This is a genomic window from Colwellia sp. BRX8-5 (assembly GCF_014077325.1).
In the GTDB taxonomy this organism is placed as follows: domain Bacteria; phylum Pseudomonadota; class Gammaproteobacteria; order Enterobacterales; family Alteromonadaceae; genus Colwellia_A.
Genome location: NZ_JACGVR010000025.1, coordinates 28,351 through 47,429 on the forward strand (window position 1 = coordinate 28,351; position 19,079 = coordinate 47,429).

Sequence of the window (19,079 nt, forward strand, 5' to 3'; positions counted from 1 at the left end):
AGTGAGATATTGATTTTGATCAAGACTTTCAAATAATATGACTATTGATGTCTTCATTAAATTCAGAAAAAGCCAGGGTGTATTGAATTTATTATTGAATCTCAACCTTAAAAATAACCAATCAAATAATTATTATCTGCACGATCACTTGCCACTTAATCAAATAACAAAATAAAAAGTGTTAATGTCTAGGATTCTTGCTAAAAATAATCATTTAAAGACAGTCCCCTAATGCGGCTATTTATATTTATGGTACAATGCGCGCAAAATTTAGGATTGTTCATATGTCCTTTCAGTATTTAAAAAAAGCATTTTATGTGCATCAGCATGTACACCAAAGAGAACTTTTAAAACATGACAACGCTACAGGCTAATGAAGTCAATCTAAGACGTACTTTCGCAATTATCTCTCATCCTGATGCGGGTAAAACCACCATCACTGAAAAAGTATTACTTTTTGGTCAGGCTTTACAACGAGCCGGCACGGTAAAAGGTAAGAAATCAGGCCAGCATGCAAAGTCTGACTGGATGGAAATGGAGAAAGAGCGTGGTATTTCTATCACGACCTCTGTAATGCAATTTCCTTATAACGGTTGTTTAGTTAATTTACTGGACACACCTGGTCACGAGGACTTTTCAGAAGATACCTACAGAACACTCACCGCGGTTGATTCATGTTTAATGGTTATCGACGTAGCTAAAGGTGTTGAGGCACGAACAGTTAAGTTAATGGAAGTAACGCGTTTACGTGATACGCCCATCATTACTTTTATGAATAAAATGGATCGTGATGTTCGTGACCCAATGGAAGTTATGGATGAAGTGGAAGATGTGCTGAAAATAAAATGTGCCCCTATTACTTGGCCGATTGGTATGGGTAAAGAATTTAAAGGTGTCTATAACATTTTAACTGACGAAATATTTTTATATAAGTCAGGACTTGGCCATATGATCCAAGAAGAAAGAATTATCAAAGGGCTTGATAACCCAGAGTTAGATAAGGTCATTGGAACTTATGCTGACGATTTACGTGAAGAATTAGAACTGGTTGCGGGTGCATCACATGAATTTAATTTGGAAGAGTTTTTAAAAGGTGAACTAACGCCAGTATTCTTTGGTACGGCTTTAGGTAATTTTGGTGTTGACCATATGCTTAATGGTTTAACTAAATGGGCACCAAAACCTTTACCTCGTTTAACTGATGTTAGAGAAGTAACAGCTCAAGAAGAAAAATTCACTGGCTTTGTTTTTAAAATTCAAGCGAACATGGATCCAAAACACCGTGACCGTATTGCTTTTATGCGTATTTGCTCAGGTAAATACGAAAAAGGCATGAAAATGCGTCAAGTACGTATTAACAAAGATGTAAAAATTGCCGATGCCGTAACGTTTATGGCTGGAGACCGTGCACATGTAGAAGAAGCATATGCCGGCGATATTATCGGTTTACATAACCACGGTAGTATTCAAATCGGTGATACCTTTACTTCAGGCGAAATGATGAAATTTAGTGGTATTCCAAACTTTGCCCCTGAAATGTTTCGTCGTATTCGTTTACGTGATCCATTAAAAGCTAAACAATTACAAAAAGGTTTAATACAACTTTCAGAAGAAGGTGCTGTGCAAGTATTCAGACCTTTCAACTCAAACGAGATGATAGTTGGCGCGGTCGGTGTATTGCAGTTTGAAGTCGTTGTACAACGTTTAAAAACTGAATATAAAGTTGACGCTATATACGAACCGATAAGTGTAGCAACTGCGCGCTGGTGTACTTGTGATAATGAAAGAACACTAGAGCAATTTAGCAAAAAAGCTTATGACAATTTAGCACTAGATGGTGGTAATAACTTAACGTATATTGCTCCAACTATGGTGAATTTGAATTTGGCACAAGAGCGTCATCCTGACATTCAGTTCCACAAGACCCGAGAACACTAAGTTTTTCTGCGTAGTAGGTATTTTACCCGCGTTGTTCGATACTTTTTATTGGCTTATTTAGTAAACTAAACTCACCAATAAAAAGTAACAAACGCTTTGCTAAAATGCCATATACTTGCAAAAAATGAGCAAATAATTTCTATTAAAAGAAAACAGAGATCAAAATGAATATTAAGCAATTACTAAGTGAAAAAGTATCTGCGGCCATGGTTTTGGCTGGATTGCCTGAAGGCACTAACCCAGCGGTAAGCCTGTCAAGTCGCCCTAATTTTGGTGACTACCAAGCAAATGGTGTTATGGGTGCAGCTAAAAAACTGAAAATGAACCCACGCGAATTAGCGACCACCGTTGTTAACCACTTAGATTTAGCTGGTATTGCTGACCATATAGAATTAGCCGGACCGGGGTTTATTAATATTCATTTAGACAAATCATGGTTAGCCGCTCAACTCGCTAAAATGACTGATGATGAAAAATTAGGTGTAACCCAGCGTGGTGCCACTGAAGAAGACAAAAAACAAACGGTTATCGTTGATTATTCAGCACCAAACCTTGCCAAAGAAATGCATGTTGGCCACTTACGTTCAACCATTATCGGTGATGCAGTAGTGCGTGCATTAGAGTTTCGTGGTGACAAAGTCATCCGCCAGAATCACATGGGTGACTGGGGCACACAATTTGGCATGTTATTGGCGCATTTAAGCGATAAACTCAATGCCAACGAAGTTGCTGAAACTGCACTTTCTGATTTAGAAAACTTTTACCGCGAAGCGAAAGTACGTTTTGATAACGAAGAAGGCTTTGCTGACCGTGCTCGTGATTATGTGGTAAAACTGCAAGGTGGCGACAAAGATTGCTTAGTCTTATGGAAATTATTCATTGATATATCTATTGCCCACAGTGAAGATATTTATCAAAAACTTAATGTTACCTTAACCCGCGACGATATCATGGGCGAAAGTGCGTATAACGAAGATTTACCCAAGGTTGTTGATGAATTAATGACTAAGGGTATTGCTGAAGTTAGCGAAGGCGCAAAAGTGGTTTTCATTAATGAAATGGCGAATAAAGACGGTGATGCCCCCGTTTTTATCATCCAAAAAACCGGTGGCGGCTATTTATATGCGACCACAGATTTATCTGCTTGTCGCTACCGTAGCAATGAACTAAAAGCTGACCGTATCATTATTTTTACCGATGCCCGTCAAAGCTTACATTTTAAACAAGTAGAAATTGTAGCGCGTAAAGCAGGGTTACTGCCAGAACATGTTGGTTATGATCACTGCCCGTTTGGTATGATGATGGGTGACGATGGTAAGCCATTTAAAACAAGAACTGGCGGTACTATAAAATTAGCAGAATTACTTGATGAAGCCATTGTTCGTGCAAAAGCGGTCATTAAAGAAAAAAATCCAGATTATCCTGAAGATAAGCTAAATGAAATTGCAGTAAAAGTAGGTATTGGTGCGGTTAAATTTGCTGATTTATCTAAGAATAGAACCAGCGACTATATTTTTAACTGGAAATCCATGTTGAGTTTTGAAGGCGCTACGGCTCCTTACTTGCAGTATGCTTATTCACGTGTTCAAAGTATTTTCAGCAAGGCAAAAATTGAACAAGTAAACTTTAGCGCTGATATCACCATTATTGAACCACAAGAAAAAGCCTTAGCGTTAAAATTACTCCAGCTCGAAGAAGTGCTAGATGCGGTCATTAGCGAATCTATGCCTAACCTATTGTGTAATTATTTATATGAGTTAGCGAGTTTATACATGAGCTTCTACGAGGCTTGCCCTATTCTCAAAGAGGGTATTGACCAAGATGTAAAACAGTCTCGCTTAGCACTTTGTTTGAGTATCTCGAAAACCTTAAAACAAGGCTTAGATATTCTTGGCATTGACGTTATGGAACGCATGTAGTCTGCATAAAAGCACATATGGCATTAGCCCTTGTTTACTCAAGGGTCAATGCCAAAAAATTGAAATAGTTTCAGCATAGAGCAAGTATTAAGGTAGGAAGTGTCAATAAATGAAAGTGCTAATCGTTGATAATACAGACCAAAAACTCTTGCCATTAAAGCAGGCATTTTATAATGGTCCTTGCCAAACCGCTTATGTTGATAACGGCAAACATGCCCTGAAAGCCTTAAAGAAATATAAATTTGACGCTATTATTAGCGTATTGGATTTAGGACAAATAAGTGGCTTAGATCTTCTTAAAGCCATAGCACTTAAACATCCTGCTATGATACGAATAGCAATTACTAATGATAACATTGCACAGAGCCAGCTTAATGGTCAAGCCGCTAATAATTGCCATTACACTTACGCACTGCCGCTTAACGTTGAAAATATTCATCGAACCATCACAGCCCTTGGCGATGATAATAAAGCGATCACCAAAGATCATATTATCAAGGCAGTTGCCAAAGTTAAAACATTACCAAGCCCACCCAAAGTCTATTTACAACTCAATGCAATTTTAGAAGAAAGTAATACCGATTCAGGAAAAATATCAGAGATAATTTCTCAAGACCCAGCATTAGCCGCTAAAGTATTGCAGTTTTCCAATAGTTCCTTTATGAACCAAGGCAAGCCAATCAACGATATTAGCGAAGCAATAACACGTATGGGACTAGAAACACTCTGCTGTATTGTTATGACGGCTGAACTTTTTTCTTATGAACCCGACATTGCTGACTTTTCATTGATCAAAGAACAACTACACTGTTTATCAACGGCCCGCTTGGCCGCTTCAATGGTGAAAGTAGAACTTAAGCGAGATGCTCTACTTGCGGGTTTATTGCACGACATTGGTAAAATTGTACTATTTGAGATGGACCCAACACTTACAAAAACATATTTTGAATATCGGCTTAAAAATGCCAACAATAATGCCTTAGAGCAAAAAATATTTGGCACAGATCATAACCATGTTGGTGGCTATCTCCTGCACCTGTGGAGCTTTTCTTATCATTTAATTGAGGCGGTAGTTATGCATCATCAGCCGGATAAGCTCTTAAAAAAATCATTTGGTATCGCACAAGCCGTTTATCTAGCCGATATATTATTAAGAGAGCAACAACCCGAGCCAAAATTTATCGAGCATTTTAAATTAGAAAATGTGCTTGGCGCTTTGGAAAAAAGAGCAGCAAAGCTAAGACAGTAATCACCAAGCTAAACTTTAGATAAGCTATAATTTCACACATCCATTATTTACACTTCAAGTAAAGCCGATTAATTTATGAAATTTACCGATAGCCACTGTCATTTAGATTTCAAAGCTTTTACCCATAAAGGTAGTGCTTCAACAAATTTACTGCTTGAGCAATGTGCAAAAGAAAGTATTCATCAAATTATTGTTCCTGCGGTTAGACCAGATAACTGGCAAAATGTTTTAGCCTTAGCCCACCATAATAAAAACCAACCTTTGAGTGGTTGCAATGTTTTTGCCTGCTTAGGTATTCATCCTTGGTTTTTAGAGGGATTAGCGCAAAAAAATCTCGATGACTTAGCGCAAAAAATATTAGAGAATAAAACGCAAATAATTGCAATTGGCGAAGCTGGGCTTGATGGCGTTATCGCAAAGCAGCAAGATAATATTAACCAACAAATGTTATTTTTTGAATTCCAACTTAACCTTGCACAACAGCATCAACTGCCGATTATTGTTCATCACCGGCGCACGCACAACGAAACGATCACACTGTTAAAACAAATAAAAGTTTCCCGAGCAGGTATTATTCATGCTTTTTCAGGAAGCTACCAACAGGCTTGCCAATATATAGATTTGGGATTTAAGTTAGGCATCGGTGGCACTATCACCTACCCTAGAGCGGAGAAAACAATAAAAGCCATTAAGCGCTTACCTTTGAGTAGCCTAGTATTAGAAACAGATGCACCTTCGATGCCGCTAAATGGTTTTCAAGGGGAAGATAATTCACCTCTGCGTGTTATTGATGTTTTTGAACGATTAGCCGAATTGCGCCAAGAGAGCAAAGAGGAAATAGCCGAAAAAATTGAAGATAATATTTCAACCCTCTTTCAGTTGGCTCAGCGATGAAACGGATTAACTAGCTCCATCAATGATGCCTACTTAAGTCAGCCTTTTATCTTTATCGACTAATCTAAACCCCTGACGACTAAACCGGTTGAGACCTCTGGTAAGCAGAAAGCCAACGACGCCAGCAATTATCATCATTAAACGTAACAGCGTAAACTGTTGATCATTATTTTTTAATAACTTAGTGGTTAAATAGTTTTTGTCTAGGGTTAAGCGAACGTAGCCAATTAATCTTTCTTTACGGATTTCACTAACGAAAGGCACGGCGAATTCACTCTTATTTAATTTATATTCAGACAGCCCAAAAAGAGCTTTGACGCTTTTTGCATTTTGACTGCTAATAATTAATTGCCCTGATAAATCATAGAGATGAATTTCTTTTATTACCTCAGCCAGTTGCAATTCATCAACGTAGTTTTGCAGTAATTGTCGACTCTCTTTCGTGTTAACCTCGGTGATTAATACAGATAAACCTGCTGAAGCTTGTTGCAAATACTGCTGACCAACATCATAAAAATGTTGATCGATAGTTTGCTTATTTTGTGTCTGGCTGTATATCCATAGATTCATTAGCACGACAATAAAGACAATCGCTATAGCTAATTGCATAATTTTATTATAAATGGATGATAATTTAGGGTATAAAGGCTGTTCTATTTGTGTCATAAGCACTACAAATGTATAAAATTTATCATTACGTTCATTTTTATACTATAGCATTATTCATTGAAAATAATCGCTAAAACTAACATTCACATAAAAGGCGGTACTGTGTCCATTGCTATTAAACGTTTTTCCCTTGAGCATATTCAACAACTTACTTTGGCTGAGTTTATTTCTTCAACAACATCAGAAAAATGTTTACCTTGCTTTACCACTTTCGAAGGTAGTGACTGGTGCGTTGATCAGCGCCTTACCCAACAACAAGGTGGTCAAACGTGTTTAGCCGAGAAGAGACACGCTAAAACAGCCTTAGAGCTTGTAGTTTTCAGTGAAATTAGTCTTAGTATGCTCAGTAATTTAATCAGTCAATGCCAACTGTCAATTTGGGCGGTAAATGCTATAAATCTAAGGAATAATCTTACTAGCTATCGCTTTAGCGTTACTTGTACAAACTTAAAAACTGCAAGAGAAAGCTTAGTCAACTTTACCCTCAGCAATAAAATCGAAGCCGCACTGATTGAAAACGCGCCAAAATTATCAGAACCAGGTATTTTGGTTATGGATATGGACTCCACGACCATAGAAATTGAATGTATCGATGAGATCGCAATACTTGCAGGTGTTGGAGAACAAGTGGCAGCCGTTACTGAACTTGCTATGCTTGGTGAACTTGATTTCACACAAAGCTTGCACCAACGGGTCGCCACCTTAAAAGGTTCCTCAGAAAACATCTTGGCTGAGGTTGCCGAGAATATCCCGTTAATGGCTGGTTTAGAGATACTTGTTAGTACATTACAATCCCATGGTTGGAAAGTTGCGATTGCCTCAGGTGGCTTTACTTACTTTGCCGATCACTTAAAAGCTTTACTGGCACTTGATGCCGCACATGCTAATACTTTAGAAATTATTGATGGCAAGTTAACGGGTAAAGTTTTAGGGGATGTTGTTGATGCACAGGCAAAAGCAGATTGTTTAGTCGCTTTACAAAAGAAATATCACTTAGCTAAGGAGCAAACCGTCGCTATGGGTGATGGTGCCAATGATTTAGTCATGATGGCCGCTGCACATTTGGGCGTAGCATTTCATGCTAAGCCACTAGTTTTAGCAAAGGCAGACAGTGCCATTAATGCCGATGGTCTTGATTGTCTTTTACATTGGCTTGCGTAGAGCCCTTTAAATAACGTTACTTAATAGCTCATGACGAACTAAAGTTTCTTGAGTAATATCAAGAAACTGCATAACGCCAGCAACACTCCAAATATCCTGCTCTATTTGTTTACCACGGTGAATAGCATAGGAACTTATGTAGCTTAATTCTGGGTTAAGATGGTCCATATCGGGGTCATCTGTTCGAGATAATCTAACCTGTACGCAAAAGAATAAACCACGATTTAATGCCCGCGATATAAACATTCGCTGCAACATCGGCGACTCTAATTCGCTTGATGTTTTGGTCGTAACCGCTTGATCAATGATTTCATTATCTAAATTTACAGCAATATATAATGTTTCAAGCACCGGAGTATCATCGGTTTGCATTTTCTTCAATGGTAAGGTTAAGGTACTAGTTGCTTGTAAATTATTGAGTAATGGGTATAGGTTATACTGTGATGGCGAATCACTTAACTGTTTCATAACCGGCAATAACTTATCTTTAACAGTACCACAAACGATAGCTTCTAACTTATAGCGACTGCCACTGGTTTGTACCATTAATGTCGGAATAGTTAAACTTCTACTGTAAATATTTCTTAATGCCTTAGCAAGGCCAGGTATCATTAAGGCATATTCATCTGGCGTTAACTTGTCACGATTTTTTGTAATTAATGCTTTAAAAAATGCTCTTCCCATGTGTTGATGCTTTTCAACATAAACCCGTAAGTTAAGTATGCTTTTCGTTTTATTAACTCGCATAACTTCATAAGGCAAACCTTTTAAATCAAAGGCTGAGGTGATTTTTTGCAAGCCAGGAAAAGTTAAATAGACAACGTCTCCTTTGTTTAATACCGAGGGTTTATCAAGTTCTAGTTTTAAACCTAAAATGGAAAAATCATGCGATTTACCTGAGCAACGAACACCTGCAATTTCAAGTTCAACAGGAGTAACATATTTAAATCTTGACTCTTGTCGTTGATTTTTATAATTAATGCCTACGTCATCCATCAACAACGGTGATGTAAGTCGTTTATGACCAAAGTTTTTTAACCGAATTGTATCAATGTTTTCAAATGATAGTTGTTGATACTGCTTAGTTGATGCTGGGTTGGTTACATCACTAGCGACCACGATACTTTGCAGATTATGAAGGGTTTCTATTGCATCACTAGGGATAGGGAGATTTAAGTATTCATTCTTTTTTGTTAGCGTATTCGATAACGTTAACGGCGAATGCGCTTTATCAATATCAACGTCCATAATCGATAGTTGAGTAATAGCAAAGCTCGGCTTTGACGCAGCAAATCCTAAAAATTGTACCTTAAAATCACTATCATTATTTAATTGCTCCACATCTGCCGTATAAAAAAATGATTTACCTTGGCTTTTGTGCACGAAACTATAGACTAATAATGACTTACCTAATGCATGGGCTTTTCTCATTCTGAGCAAGCGTTCAGGTGTTATCAGACAGTATAAGGTTGAGTGGCGATTTTCATCTTGCCAATATTGAAAAGTGGCTTGGTTATTATGACAGGTGAGCGCGTATCTAGGTAAAAGATCGCCTTTGTTATCTTCTACAAAAATCGGTAATTCATTTAATTTAGGTAAACTATATTGCTCAAAGCTACGTGATTGAATAGCATGAATAGTATTGTCTAGGTTAACTTTATAACGGCGTTTATTCCCTTGGATGAAGCCCTGAAGAAAAGTTTGAAAACCGTCAACGCGTTTATCTTTCGAGTAAACTCTCTGACAGCCAATTAACTGAGTTTTATCAATTTTTTGTATGTTTTTAACTTCAAAATTAAAACTTTTTTCTTTACCAAATTGAAATTCGTCTTCGAGACCTCGAAACCGAATACTTATATGTTGTCCAACCGTAATTGTATTTTTGAAATTAAAGCGAAACTTACACCCTTCAACACTGATATCTGAACTCGTACACTCGTATTCATTTTTATCGTTTTCAAGCAGTATGTCTAAGGTAATAGCGAAATTCATTCGCTCTTCACTACGATTATGATACGGACCAAAAGTAAACAAACTTGCTGGGTACTGCGTTTTTTCAAAGGTCTTACTGGCTTTAGTCGTCTCAACTTGTACCGGTTTACCCATGTTACTTTTTTCTTTTTGATATATAACCCGAAAGTTATTTTCAGTGTTCATTACTGCTTCGTAAACACCAAAAGTATATCCCTGATAAAAACCTATATTTTCTTGATAAACTTTAATCGCAATATCATCAAGATAGTGAACGCGTCCATCATGCTCAAAAGATCGACATTCACCATCAACATGACCACGCAAATCGATTAGACGCGTACATGCAACAGCTAAACGCTTGAGCTCCATTTTAAGCAAAAAGCGCTCTGTTTTGGGGATATGTTGAGTCATCGCAGAAAAATTTGTTTCAAAATCGTTCTTTAAAACCTTCCCACGAAACTGTTCAATTATCTTTTGGTACTTTAAAAAATCTGTAGTCATATCTGCTTTAATTTCTTTTAGTAACACTTGTGATATGCAATGAATTGAAAGAAATAATCATTTACTTTCTATGTAGTAAATCTACTATAAATTAATTTGTAATGAAATAACATCAGTAACAAATATCATTAAAAATAATGTGTTATCTAGATAATAGCTTATATAAAACATAATAAAGCAAAAATTATGCCCAGTAAGGGAAGTGGTGATGAAAAAATAAACTAACATCTATAAGTATAGTTAGTAGGATCGAGTGTATACACGGGCTTGAGCAGTAAATTGACGATGTAGGATACAAGAATAGAGGTGAATTTAATTTGGCTAGGTAAGCCGATCACAATAACAATTTACCGTATTTATCACAAAAAATCGGCAAGAATTAAAAAGTACAAACATTTGACACTATTGCGCCTAGTAAGAGAAGACGATTTTTATCTAAGTCGCCTAATTCTATCCTATGATGATTAAGCGATGGTATTAAACAGTTCGCTGTAAATTTCTAATAACAATAACGCGCATAGACACATCTTCTGACTACAATGATTTACCACTTTTCAACAATCTTGCACTTAGTGTTACACCCATCATAATCGCGACTAAGTAATAACTAAGCACTTCTTTAAGACGTTTACACATGCTAGCTATCACCTAAATTACGCAGTGATTTAACCTATATAGTAATGCTTATCTAAGTTTATAGTTGAGTACTGCAAAAGCGCTCATCACCCCGGGTAACAATGACTTAAAAGATGAATATTCAGGTAAGCTTTGTCGATACTTGTAGTCGTTTATTAACTGCGCATACCTGCAAGTATGCTATCGAGCTTGTTAATCATATAATTTTTAATCGTCGGCGAAATCTCGCATTGGAGGGGATGGTAATTTTTATTATGAATAAGTTAAGTGTGGCTTAGCAAGTTATTGGTGGTGTAAATTAATAACCAATTTTATTAAAATCATTAGTGTTAAACAGTATCCGCAGTTAGCAGATACTGATTATGTTTCTCAAGCTAGGATAAAAGTGTTACTCAGCTAGATAATTTTAATATCAATCATCTGCTCTTTTGCCGCAGCAATACGTTCGCGCTCTTGGCGTTTCTCACAAGGGTTATCGCAATTACACGACTTATCAATACCCACTGTTGCTAATCCGCCGCAACTGCCTGCTAACGACTTTTGTTGAAAGATATAGCCAACCGACATAGCAACAACAACTACAAGGAAAAAACCTAAAGTGATCATAAATATCATCATAAACTAACCTACTTATTTTCTTTATCTATTAAGATGAATAAACAGTAACTCGCTTTAACCAGTTACTTTAAATACTGCATGAATTTTACCGTGCTTTGCTCAACAAAGCCATGCTCTGTCTTAGCAATAATGTAAGCAGCTATACCATTTTTCTCTGCAAAGTCGATGGCTTTTACTTCACCCATAACCATCATCGCGGTAGACAGACCGTCTGCGGTCATAGAAGACGGATGAATGACTGTTACTGAAACTAACTTATGATTGATGGGTTTGCCCGTCGCTGGATCAATAATATGTGAAAAACGTTGACCATCTTTGGCTTGGTGATAATTACGGTAATCGCCTGATGTTGCCACTGCATTGTCTTTTGGAATGATCACTTGATAAACAGAGCGATGCTCACCACTTGCATCCTGAATAGGCTTCTCTATCGCGACATGCCAAAGTTCACCGGTGTGTTTAAAACCTTTTAAACGCATTTCTCCACCAATTTCTATTAGGTAATTATTAATGCCTTTTTCTTCTAAATATTCTGCGACTAAATCGACCCCATAACCTTTGGCAATAGTTGATAAATCAACATAAAGGCTAGGCGTTTTTTTAGAAAGTTTATTCCCGTTTAACACCAGCTTTGACAAACCTATTTGTTGGCGCGCTAACAGTAAATCCTCCGCCGTTGGTATAGTATTTGGCCGATATTCTGGGCCAAATCCCCAAAGGTTGACTAAAGGCCCGACAGTAATATCAAGATTGCCTTCACTTAATTGCCCCAAGCGAATCGCTTCTTTAATAACGCGTTGTAACCCAACAGATATTGCAACAGGCGTAAGTGATGTCGATGTGTTAAATCGTGATAATTCAGAGTCAACGATATAGGTCGACATTTCTTGATTTAATTGCACCAATAGTGCATCAATGCCTGTGTGGACTTGTTTAGTATCAATCGCATTATTCTCGATGACCACTTTAATATTATACGTAGTCCCCATAGTACGACCTTGCAACAAGACTTCTTGCTTACTTAAATCACTACTTGGAAAGCAACCGGCAAAAAACACCAGCATAAAACTGATCATCAATACTTTTACTTTAATCATTTTGATACCTATAAATTTATTATTTAGGTAAAACGTCTAGGGAAAACGTCTTATATAAATAATAAAAGACGACCAAAGTCGTCTTTTATTTGAAGCTTTCATTCATTGAGTAAATGTTTAATTTAAACGCTGTATATTGCCTTTAGTTCGAGAAGGCTGCGCGGAGTTGACGTTAGTCAATGAGCACAGCAGCCGACGAAATAAAGCCATAGGCAAGTTAAAATAAACGATTAGCCGCCGAAGTCATCTAGCATGATGTTCTCGTCTTCTACGCCTAAATCTTTAAGCATATGAATAACAGCAGCATTCATCATTGGAGGACCACACATGTAGTACTCACAATCTTCTGGTGCTTCATGATCTTTTAAGTAGTTTTCATAAAGTACATTATGAATAAAACCTGTCATGCCTTCCCAGTTATCTTCAGCTTGTGGGTCTGATAACGCAACATGCCATTTGAAGTTATCATTATCAGCGGCTAAACCATTGTAATCATCTTCATAGAACATTTCACGTTTAGAGCGAGCGCCATACCAGAACGACATTTTACGTTTAGATTGTAAACGTTTAAGTTGATCAAAGATGTGCGAACGCATTGGCGCCATACCAGCACCACCACCGATAAACACCATTTCATTATCTGTTTCTTTAGCAAAAAACTCACCAAACGGACCAGAAATAGTGACTTTATCGCCAGGCTTAAGGCTAAAGATATATGATGACATTTTACCTGCTGGTAAATGTAAACGTCCTGGAGGAGGCGTAGCAATACGCACGTTAAGCATAATAATGCCTTCTTCCTCTGGATAATTAGCCATTGAGTAAGCACGTAACGTTGGTTCATTAACTTTTGATTCAACATCAAAAAAGCCAAAATGGTTCCAATCGCCTTTGTACTGATCATCAATATCAAAATCACTATATTTCACATGATGAGCTGGAGCTTCTATCTGTATATAACCACCGGCTTTAAACGGAACAGATTCCCCATTGGGTATTTGAAGTTTAAGTTCTTTAATGAAAGTTGCTTGGTTATCATTAGAGATAACTTCACATTCCCATTGTTGAACACCGAAGATTTCATCTTCTACTTCAATAACCATGTCTTGCTTAACAGCAACCTGACAGGCTAAACGACAACCTGTTTTAGCTTCACGCTTAGTGATATGACCCGTTTCAGTTGGTAAAATATCGCCACCACCTGAATGCACGTCAACACGACATTGACCACAAGTACCACCACCACCACAAGCAGAAGGAATAAAAATCCCTTGATCTGCTAAAGCGCCAAGAAGCTTGCCACCAGCAGCGGTTACTACTGATTTATTTGGGTCACCATTTATACTAATTGTTACGTCACCTGAAGAGACTAACTTAGATTTAGCAAACAAAATAACTAAAACTAATGCTAGCACTATCGCGGTAAACATCGATATGCCGAGAATGATTTCCATCGACTTTTCCTTAAATTATCTAGGGCCTAAGTTCAAATTATTTTGGTAATAAGTGACTTAGACCGATATTTTTTAAAGTGAAATACCACCAAAAGAAAGAAAGCCAAAAGCCATCAATCCAGCGGAGATAAACGTGATACCTAAACCTTTCAAACCGTCTGGTACGTCAGAATATTTCATCTTTTCACGTATGGCAGCCAATAGTACAATAGCTAACATCCAACCAACACCAGAGCCAATGCCGTAAACAACACTTTCACCCAAAGTTAAGTTTTTCGCTACCATGAAAGAAACCGCACCAAAAATTGCACAGTTAACAGTGATTAAAGGTAAAAATATACCTAAGGCTTGATACAAAGCAGGAAAATATTTATCTAAAATCATTTCCAAAATTTGTACTAAAGCAGCAATAACACCGATAAAGGTAATAAATGATAAAAAGCTTAAATCAATTGAATCTTTCTGTTCAGTAATTCCCATCATGCTGTCTAAAGCACCTGGCGCTAAAATAGCTTGATAAATAATTTGGTTAGCTGGAACAGCTAAACCTAATACCACCACAACCGCAACACCTAGACCAATGGCTGTACTTACTTTCTTAGACACAGCTAAGAAAGTACACATACCCAAGAAGAAGCTTAACGCCATATTCTCAATAAATATGGTTTTAATAAAAATACTTAAATAATGTTCCATGGGGCTAATCCTTCTCTACTTGTTCTGGTTTCCACTGGCGTACAGCCCAGATGATTAAACCAATAATGAAGAATGAACTAAATGGTAAGACTAATAAGCCATTACCTTGGTACCAACCATCGTTTTGAACTAATTTAAACACTTCAATACCAAAGATCTCACCAAAACCAAATAATTCACGGAAAAAAGCAACAATCATCAAAACTGCGCCGTAACCTAAACCGTTACCAATACCATCTAAAAAGCTAACACCCGGCTTTTCTTTCATAGCAAAGGCTTCTGCACGGCCCATTACAATACAGTTAGTAATGATCAAACCAATGAAAACTGACAACTCTTTCGACAACTGATAAGAGAAGGCTTTTAATACTTGGTCAACCACAATTACTAATGACGCTATAATCGCCATTTGCACAATAATACGCACACTTGATGGAATATGATTACGCACAAGTGAGATAAAAAAGTTAGAAAAGCCAGTAACTAGCATTACCGCTATGGTCATAACCAAAGCGTTTGCCATTGAACTGGTTACCGCTAGAGCAGAACAAACACCTAGTACCTGTAAAGCGATAGGGTTGTTATCTACAATAGGTCCAAATAGTACTTTTTTAGTATCTGAAGACATTAGTTCATCTCTCCTTCGCTAGCAACACTGCGGTATTTAGTAATAAAAGGTCCATAACCTTGCTCACCTAACCAAAAATGTAAGGTGTTTTGCACGCCATTACTGGTTAATGTAGCGCCTGACAATGCGTCAACGCCGTGAACATCACCGGCTTTAGCACCACCTTTAATCACTTTAATAGCCACTTCATCGCTATCATTGTAAATTTTCTTACCTGGCCATAAAGCTTTCCACTTAGGGTTAAGTACTTCAGCGCCTAAACCCGGAGTTTCCTTTAAGTCAGAATAAATAAGACTACGAACGGTATTTAAATCTGGCGCTAAACCAATATAACCGTACATTAAGTCCCACAGCCCTGAACCAACAATAGGTAAAACTAAAGTATTTAGCTGACCTTGCTCGTTATTAACTAAGTAAACAACAGCGCGGTTAGCACGGCGATTAATACCTGCGGTATCGTTAGTAAGCTTTGAGCTTTTAGCAGCATCACGAGCGTCTGCACGTTCGTCAAATATATCGGTGTTACCTTCAATAATTTTCCCTGAATCTAGGTCAATCATTTTAGCAACAACATACTTGTTGTAAGTACCAACAATATCAGTACCTGCTTTTTCTAATAAGCCGGAAGCTTCAAGAATTTTAGTTTGCTTATCAAGTAGTTTATTAGCTTGTTGTAACGGTTTTAAGCTAATCGCAGCAACAGAGACTAACGCAGCACAAACCAGACAAACTAAAAACACAAAGCCGATTGTTTTAATTGGAGTTTCTTTATTACTAGACATTACGAGCGAGCCTCCGTTTGATATTCCCTTGAACAACAAAATAGTCGAAAAGAGGGGCGAATAAATTAGCGAATAAAATAGCTAACATAATTCCTTCAGGGTATGCCGGGTTAACTACACGTATGAGTACAACCATTACACCAACTAATGCACCAAACCAGTATTTACCCGTATTAGTAAAAGACATAGTGACAGGGTCAGTAGCCATAAACATCATACCAAAAGCAAAACCACCGGTGACTAAATGCCAGTACCATGGCATAGCAAACATTGCGTTAGTATCGCTACCAATACTGTTAAACAGTAATGAAGTGAACACCATTCCGGCGAAAACACTTAAAACAATACGCCACGAAGCAATACCTTTATACAGAATGTATGCACCACCTAGGAAAATAGCAGCTGTTGATACTTCACCCATAGAACCTGGGATAAAGCCCAAGAATGCATTCCACCAGTTAGTATTGATTGCAAAATCAACCGATCCTGGAATGGCTGCTGCTGCTGCACTTAATGGTGTCGCACCTGAGTAACCATCAATAGCAACCCAAACAGCATCACCTGATAATTCACCTGGATAAGCAAAAAACAGAAATGCACGACCCGCTAGCGCAGGGTTCAAGAAGTTTTTACCTGTACCACCAAAGATTTCTTTAGCAATAACAATACCGAAAGTAATACCAATAGCAACTTGCCATAATGGAATTGTTGCAGGTAAGATCAAGGCAAACAAGATTGAACTAACAAAGAAACCTTCGTTAACTTCATGCTTGCGTACTGAAGCAAAGAGAACTTCCCAAAAGCCACCAACAATAAAGGTAGTCGCATAAATAGGTAAGAAGAACATTGCTCCATAAAGCATCATACCGAAGACACTCGAGTCAGCAGATAAGCTACCTCCAAGGAATTCGAACAAGCCTACTTGCCAAGTATCAGGTAAAGCATAACCAGCAGCTAAGGCATCAGCTGCTTGAAAACCAATGTTGTACATACCAAAAAACATAGCAGGAAAAACAGCTAACCATACCGTTATCATGATGCGTTTTAAGTCAATACTGTCACGAACGTGAGTAGCACCTTTGTTCACTTGACCAGGAGTAAATAAACCGGTGGCTACAGCTTCATACAAAGCGTACCACGTTTCTAGCTTACCGCCTTTTTCAAATTGCGGTTCAATATCTTCAATAAACTTTTTCAAGCCCATGTCTAACCTTCCTTCTCTATTGTGGTTAGGCATTCACGAAGAATAACGCCGTAATCTGTTTTGCCAGGGCAAACAAATGTACACAAGGCTAAATCTTCTTCATCAAGCTCTAAAGCACCAAGTTGCTGCGCGCTGTCGGTATCACCGGCACATAAATCACGCAATAACATTGTTGGGAGAATATCTAATGGCATCACACGTTCAAAGTTACCAATTGGCACCATGGCACGAGGACTACCGTTAGTTGTTGTGGTCATATTGAATAATTTCTTTGGGAAGAAATGAGACATATATGCACGTGTTACCGAGAATTTATTAGGTCCAGGATACATGTAACCAATAAACTCTTTCTCGCGACCTTCTAAAATCAACGAAATTTGCACATGGTAACGACCTAAATAAGCGTGAACACCTTTTGCTTTTGCTCCTGAAAGTAAAGAGCCCGATATAATACGTAATTCACCGTCGGCAAATTCACCAGCGATTAATTCGTCAGTATTTGCACCTAAAATAGTACGCACTAAACGAGGGTTCTTAGCAGCAGGACCAGCAAGTGAAATAATACGGGTGTTATTTAATTCACCAGTAGTAAATAACTGTCCAAAAGCAATCACGTCTTGATAGCCTAAGTTCCATGAAGACTTCTCTGCACTAACCGGCTTTAAAAAGTGCATGTGTGTGCCAACTAAACCAGCAGGATGTTTTCCTGCAAATTCGTTAACTTGCACATTAGCTTCGACGGGAATATTAGCACCCGGCGCTTTACTAACAAACACTTCACCACTCGTTAAACGAGTAAGTATTGTTAAGCCATTTTTAAAGGCTTCACTTTGTTCATTAATAATCACTTCAGGGTTAGCGGCTAGCGGATTAGTATCCATTGCACTAACAAAAATGGCGGTTGGCGTTGAATCAACGGCAGGAACTTTACTAAATGGACGTGTACGCAATGCTGTCCACAAACCTGAATTAACAAGGTTATCAACAACATCTTGACGTTTTATTGAGTTAAGTTCATTCGCTGTGTATGAAGGAAATGTAATTTGCTCATCGCCGTCAATTTTAATAACGACTGATTGCAAAACACGTTTTTCACCACGGTTGATTTCTTTAACAACACCGGCAGCATGAGCTGTGAATTTAACGCCAGGGTTCTTTTTATCTTCAAAAAGAATCTGACCTTTTTTAACACGATCATCCACTTTAACAAACATGGTTGGTCGCATACCCACAAACTCTTCACCTAATGCTGCAACGGTTTTGATGGCGTTGCCATCATGGATTACCTGCTGGGGAGAACCAACGACAGGAACATCCAGACCTTTTTTTATTGTAATCATAAACACATGCACTACTTTTGATGGGAGTATCAAAACCAATCATCTACTTACCTAAACAAACTATTTTACGATGACTTGTAATCAATATTATTTAGGTAAAGCAAATTATCGATTTCAGTGTATTTCAGTAAGTACTTCTTTCTTGGCAACAAAGGAAGTTGCTTAAGAATAAAAAAGACCCACTGGCTCTAAGTTAAAATTTCTAGCGCGATTTTAACACAAAAACTCTAAGGCTATCTACGATCTCAGTTACTTAAATTACAAATTAGTTGAATATTATTGATTTCGCTCATTTATCAGCCAAAAATTTTGTCAGACC

General features: G+C 37.7%; 15 protein-coding genes. 5 read left to right on the forward strand and 10 right to left on the reverse strand.

Going from position 1 to position 19,079, the window contains the following annotated elements:
- Window positions 1-354 precede the first annotated feature (354 nt).
- From prfC to H4J62_RS14795, 4 genes are all read left to right on the forward strand, one after another.
- Window positions 355-1,938, forward strand: coding sequence for a peptide chain release factor 3 (gene prfC, locus H4J62_RS14780; protein ID WP_070376025.1), 1,584 nt, complete (start codon window positions 355-357; stop codon window positions 1,936-1,938).
- A gap of 164 nt (window positions 1,939-2,102) precedes the next feature.
- On the forward strand, window positions 2,103-3,857 hold the full coding sequence (gene argS, locus H4J62_RS14785; RefSeq protein WP_182217592.1) for an arginine--tRNA ligase: 1,755 nt from the start codon (window positions 2,103-2,105) through the stop codon (window positions 3,855-3,857).
- Between the two features lie 109 nt (window positions 3,858-3,966).
- On the forward strand, window positions 3,967-5,106 hold the full coding sequence (locus H4J62_RS14790; protein ID WP_182217590.1) for an HDOD domain-containing protein: 1,140 nt from the start codon (window positions 3,967-3,969) through the stop codon (window positions 5,104-5,106).
- 75 nt (window positions 5,107-5,181) lie between these two features.
- Window positions 5,182-6,000, forward strand: a complete 819-nt coding sequence (locus tag H4J62_RS14795) for a TatD family hydrolase (RefSeq protein WP_182217589.1) — start codon at window positions 5,182-5,184, stop codon at window positions 5,998-6,000.
- A 33-nt stretch (window positions 6,001-6,033) separates the two neighbouring features.
- On the opposite strand, the gene H4J62_RS14800 is transcribed toward H4J62_RS14795, so the two are convergent.
- Window positions 6,034-6,666 (reverse strand): AhpA/YtjB family protein, encoded by a 633-nt coding sequence (locus H4J62_RS14800; protein WP_182217587.1) that lies wholly within the window; start codon window positions 6,664-6,666, stop codon window positions 6,034-6,036.
- Window positions 6,667-6,771: 105 nt separating this feature from the next.
- Between H4J62_RS14800 and serB the strand changes: the two genes are divergently transcribed.
- Complete coding sequence (gene serB, locus H4J62_RS14805; protein WP_310733543.1) at window positions 6,772-7,830, forward strand: phosphoserine phosphatase SerB; 1,059 nt, start codon at window positions 6,772-6,774, stop codon at window positions 7,828-7,830.
- A 6-nt stretch (window positions 7,831-7,836) separates the two neighbouring features.
- On the opposite strand, the gene H4J62_RS14810 is transcribed toward serB, so the two are convergent.
- The 9 genes from H4J62_RS14810 to H4J62_RS14850 all read right to left on the reverse strand — a co-directional run bounded on the left by H4J62_RS14810 (window position 7,837) and on the right by H4J62_RS14850 (window position 18,760).
- Window positions 7,837-10,305, reverse strand: coding sequence for a PilZ domain-containing protein (locus tag H4J62_RS14810; protein WP_182217586.1), 2,469 nt, complete (start codon window positions 10,303-10,305; stop codon window positions 7,837-7,839).
- Between the two features lie 1,032 nt (window positions 10,306-11,337).
- Complete coding sequence (gene nqrM, locus H4J62_RS14815) at window positions 11,338-11,559, reverse strand: (Na+)-NQR maturation NqrM (RefSeq protein ID WP_070376020.1); 222 nt, start codon at window positions 11,557-11,559, stop codon at window positions 11,338-11,340.
- Window positions 11,560-11,621: 62 nt separating this feature from the next.
- Complete coding sequence (locus H4J62_RS14820; protein ID WP_182217584.1) at window positions 11,622-12,656, reverse strand: FAD:protein FMN transferase; 1,035 nt, start codon at window positions 12,654-12,656, stop codon at window positions 11,622-11,624.
- 230 nt (window positions 12,657-12,886) lie between these two features.
- Entirely contained in the window at window positions 12,887-14,110 is a 1,224-nt protein-coding gene (gene nqrF, locus H4J62_RS14825; RefSeq protein WP_070376018.1) for an NADH:ubiquinone reductase (Na(+)-transporting) subunit F, read from the reverse strand.
- A gap of 72 nt (window positions 14,111-14,182) precedes the next feature.
- On the reverse strand, window positions 14,183-14,806 hold the full coding sequence (nqrE, locus tag H4J62_RS14830) for an NADH:ubiquinone reductase (Na(+)-transporting) subunit E (RefSeq protein WP_182175777.1): 624 nt from the start codon (window positions 14,804-14,806) through the stop codon (window positions 14,183-14,185).
- A gap of 4 nt (window positions 14,807-14,810) precedes the next feature.
- Window positions 14,811-15,434, reverse strand: coding sequence for an NADH:ubiquinone reductase (Na(+)-transporting) subunit D (locus H4J62_RS14835; RefSeq protein WP_146800034.1), 624 nt, complete (start codon window positions 15,432-15,434; stop codon window positions 14,811-14,813).
- On the reverse strand, window positions 15,434-16,216 hold the full coding sequence (locus tag H4J62_RS14840; RefSeq protein ID WP_182217583.1) for a Na(+)-translocating NADH-quinone reductase subunit C: 783 nt from the start codon (window positions 16,214-16,216) through the stop codon (window positions 15,434-15,436). The genes H4J62_RS14835 and H4J62_RS14840 overlap by 1 nt, the downstream gene beginning before the upstream one ends.
- Window positions 16,209-17,420 carry an NADH:ubiquinone reductase (Na(+)-transporting) subunit B gene (locus H4J62_RS14845; protein ID WP_182217581.1) on the reverse strand — a complete coding sequence of 404 codons (1,212 nt, stop codon included), beginning with the start codon at window positions 17,418-17,420 and terminating at the stop codon, window positions 16,209-16,211. Before H4J62_RS14845 ends, H4J62_RS14840 begins: the two co-directional genes overlap by 8 nt.
- A 2-nt stretch (window positions 17,421-17,422) precedes the next feature.
- The gene (locus H4J62_RS14850; protein ID WP_182217580.1) at window positions 17,423-18,760 is read right to left on the reverse strand and encodes a Na(+)-translocating NADH-quinone reductase subunit A; all 1,338 of its coding nucleotides are present in this window, start codon (window positions 18,758-18,760) and stop codon (window positions 17,423-17,425) included.
- Window positions 18,761-19,079 lie beyond the last annotated feature (319 nt).

Bases quoted from the DNA above. Each gene is read 5' to 3' on its own strand.
- prfC (WP_070376025.1), top strand. From the start codon at position 355: ATGACAACGCTACAGGCTAATGAAGTCAATCTAAGACGTACTTTCGCA.
- argS (WP_182217592.1), top strand. From the start codon at position 2,103: ATGAATATTAAGCAATTACTAAGTGAAAAAGTATCTGCGGCCATGGTT.
- H4J62_RS14790 (WP_182217590.1), top strand. From the start codon at position 3,967: ATGAAAGTGCTAATCGTTGATAATACAGACCAAAAACTCTTGCCATTA.
- H4J62_RS14795 (WP_182217589.1), top strand. From the start codon at position 5,182: ATGAAATTTACCGATAGCCACTGTCATTTAGATTTCAAAGCTTTTACC.
- H4J62_RS14800 (WP_182217587.1), bottom strand. From the start codon at position 6,666: ATGACACAAATAGAACAGCCTTTATACCCTAAATTATCATCCATTTAT.
- H4J62_RS14810 (WP_182217586.1), bottom strand. From the start codon at position 10,305: ATGACTACAGATTTTTTAAAGTACCAAAAGATAATTGAACAGTTTCGT.
- nqrM (WP_070376020.1), bottom strand. From the start codon at position 11,559: ATGATGATATTTATGATCACTTTAGGTTTTTTCCTTGTAGTTGTTGTT.
- H4J62_RS14820 (WP_182217584.1), bottom strand. From the start codon at position 12,656: ATGATTAAAGTAAAAGTATTGATGATCAGTTTTATGCTGGTGTTTTTT.
- nqrF (WP_070376018.1), bottom strand. From the start codon at position 14,110: ATGGAAATCATTCTCGGCATATCGATGTTTACCGCGATAGTGCTAGCA.
- nqrE (WP_182175777.1), bottom strand. From the start codon at position 14,806: ATGGAACATTATTTAAGTATTTTTATTAAAACCATATTTATTGAGAAT.
- H4J62_RS14835 (WP_146800034.1), bottom strand. From the start codon at position 15,434: ATGTCTTCAGATACTAAAAAAGTACTATTTGGACCTATTGTAGATAAC.
- H4J62_RS14840 (WP_182217583.1), bottom strand. From the start codon at position 16,216: ATGTCTAGTAATAAAGAAACTCCAATTAAAACAATCGGCTTTGTGTTT.
- H4J62_RS14845 (WP_182217581.1), bottom strand. From the start codon at position 17,420: ATGGGCTTGAAAAAGTTTATTGAAGATATTGAACCGCAATTTGAAAAA.
- H4J62_RS14850 (WP_182217580.1), bottom strand. From the start codon at position 18,760: ATGATTACAATAAAAAAAGGTCTGGATGTTCCTGTCGTTGGTTCTCCC.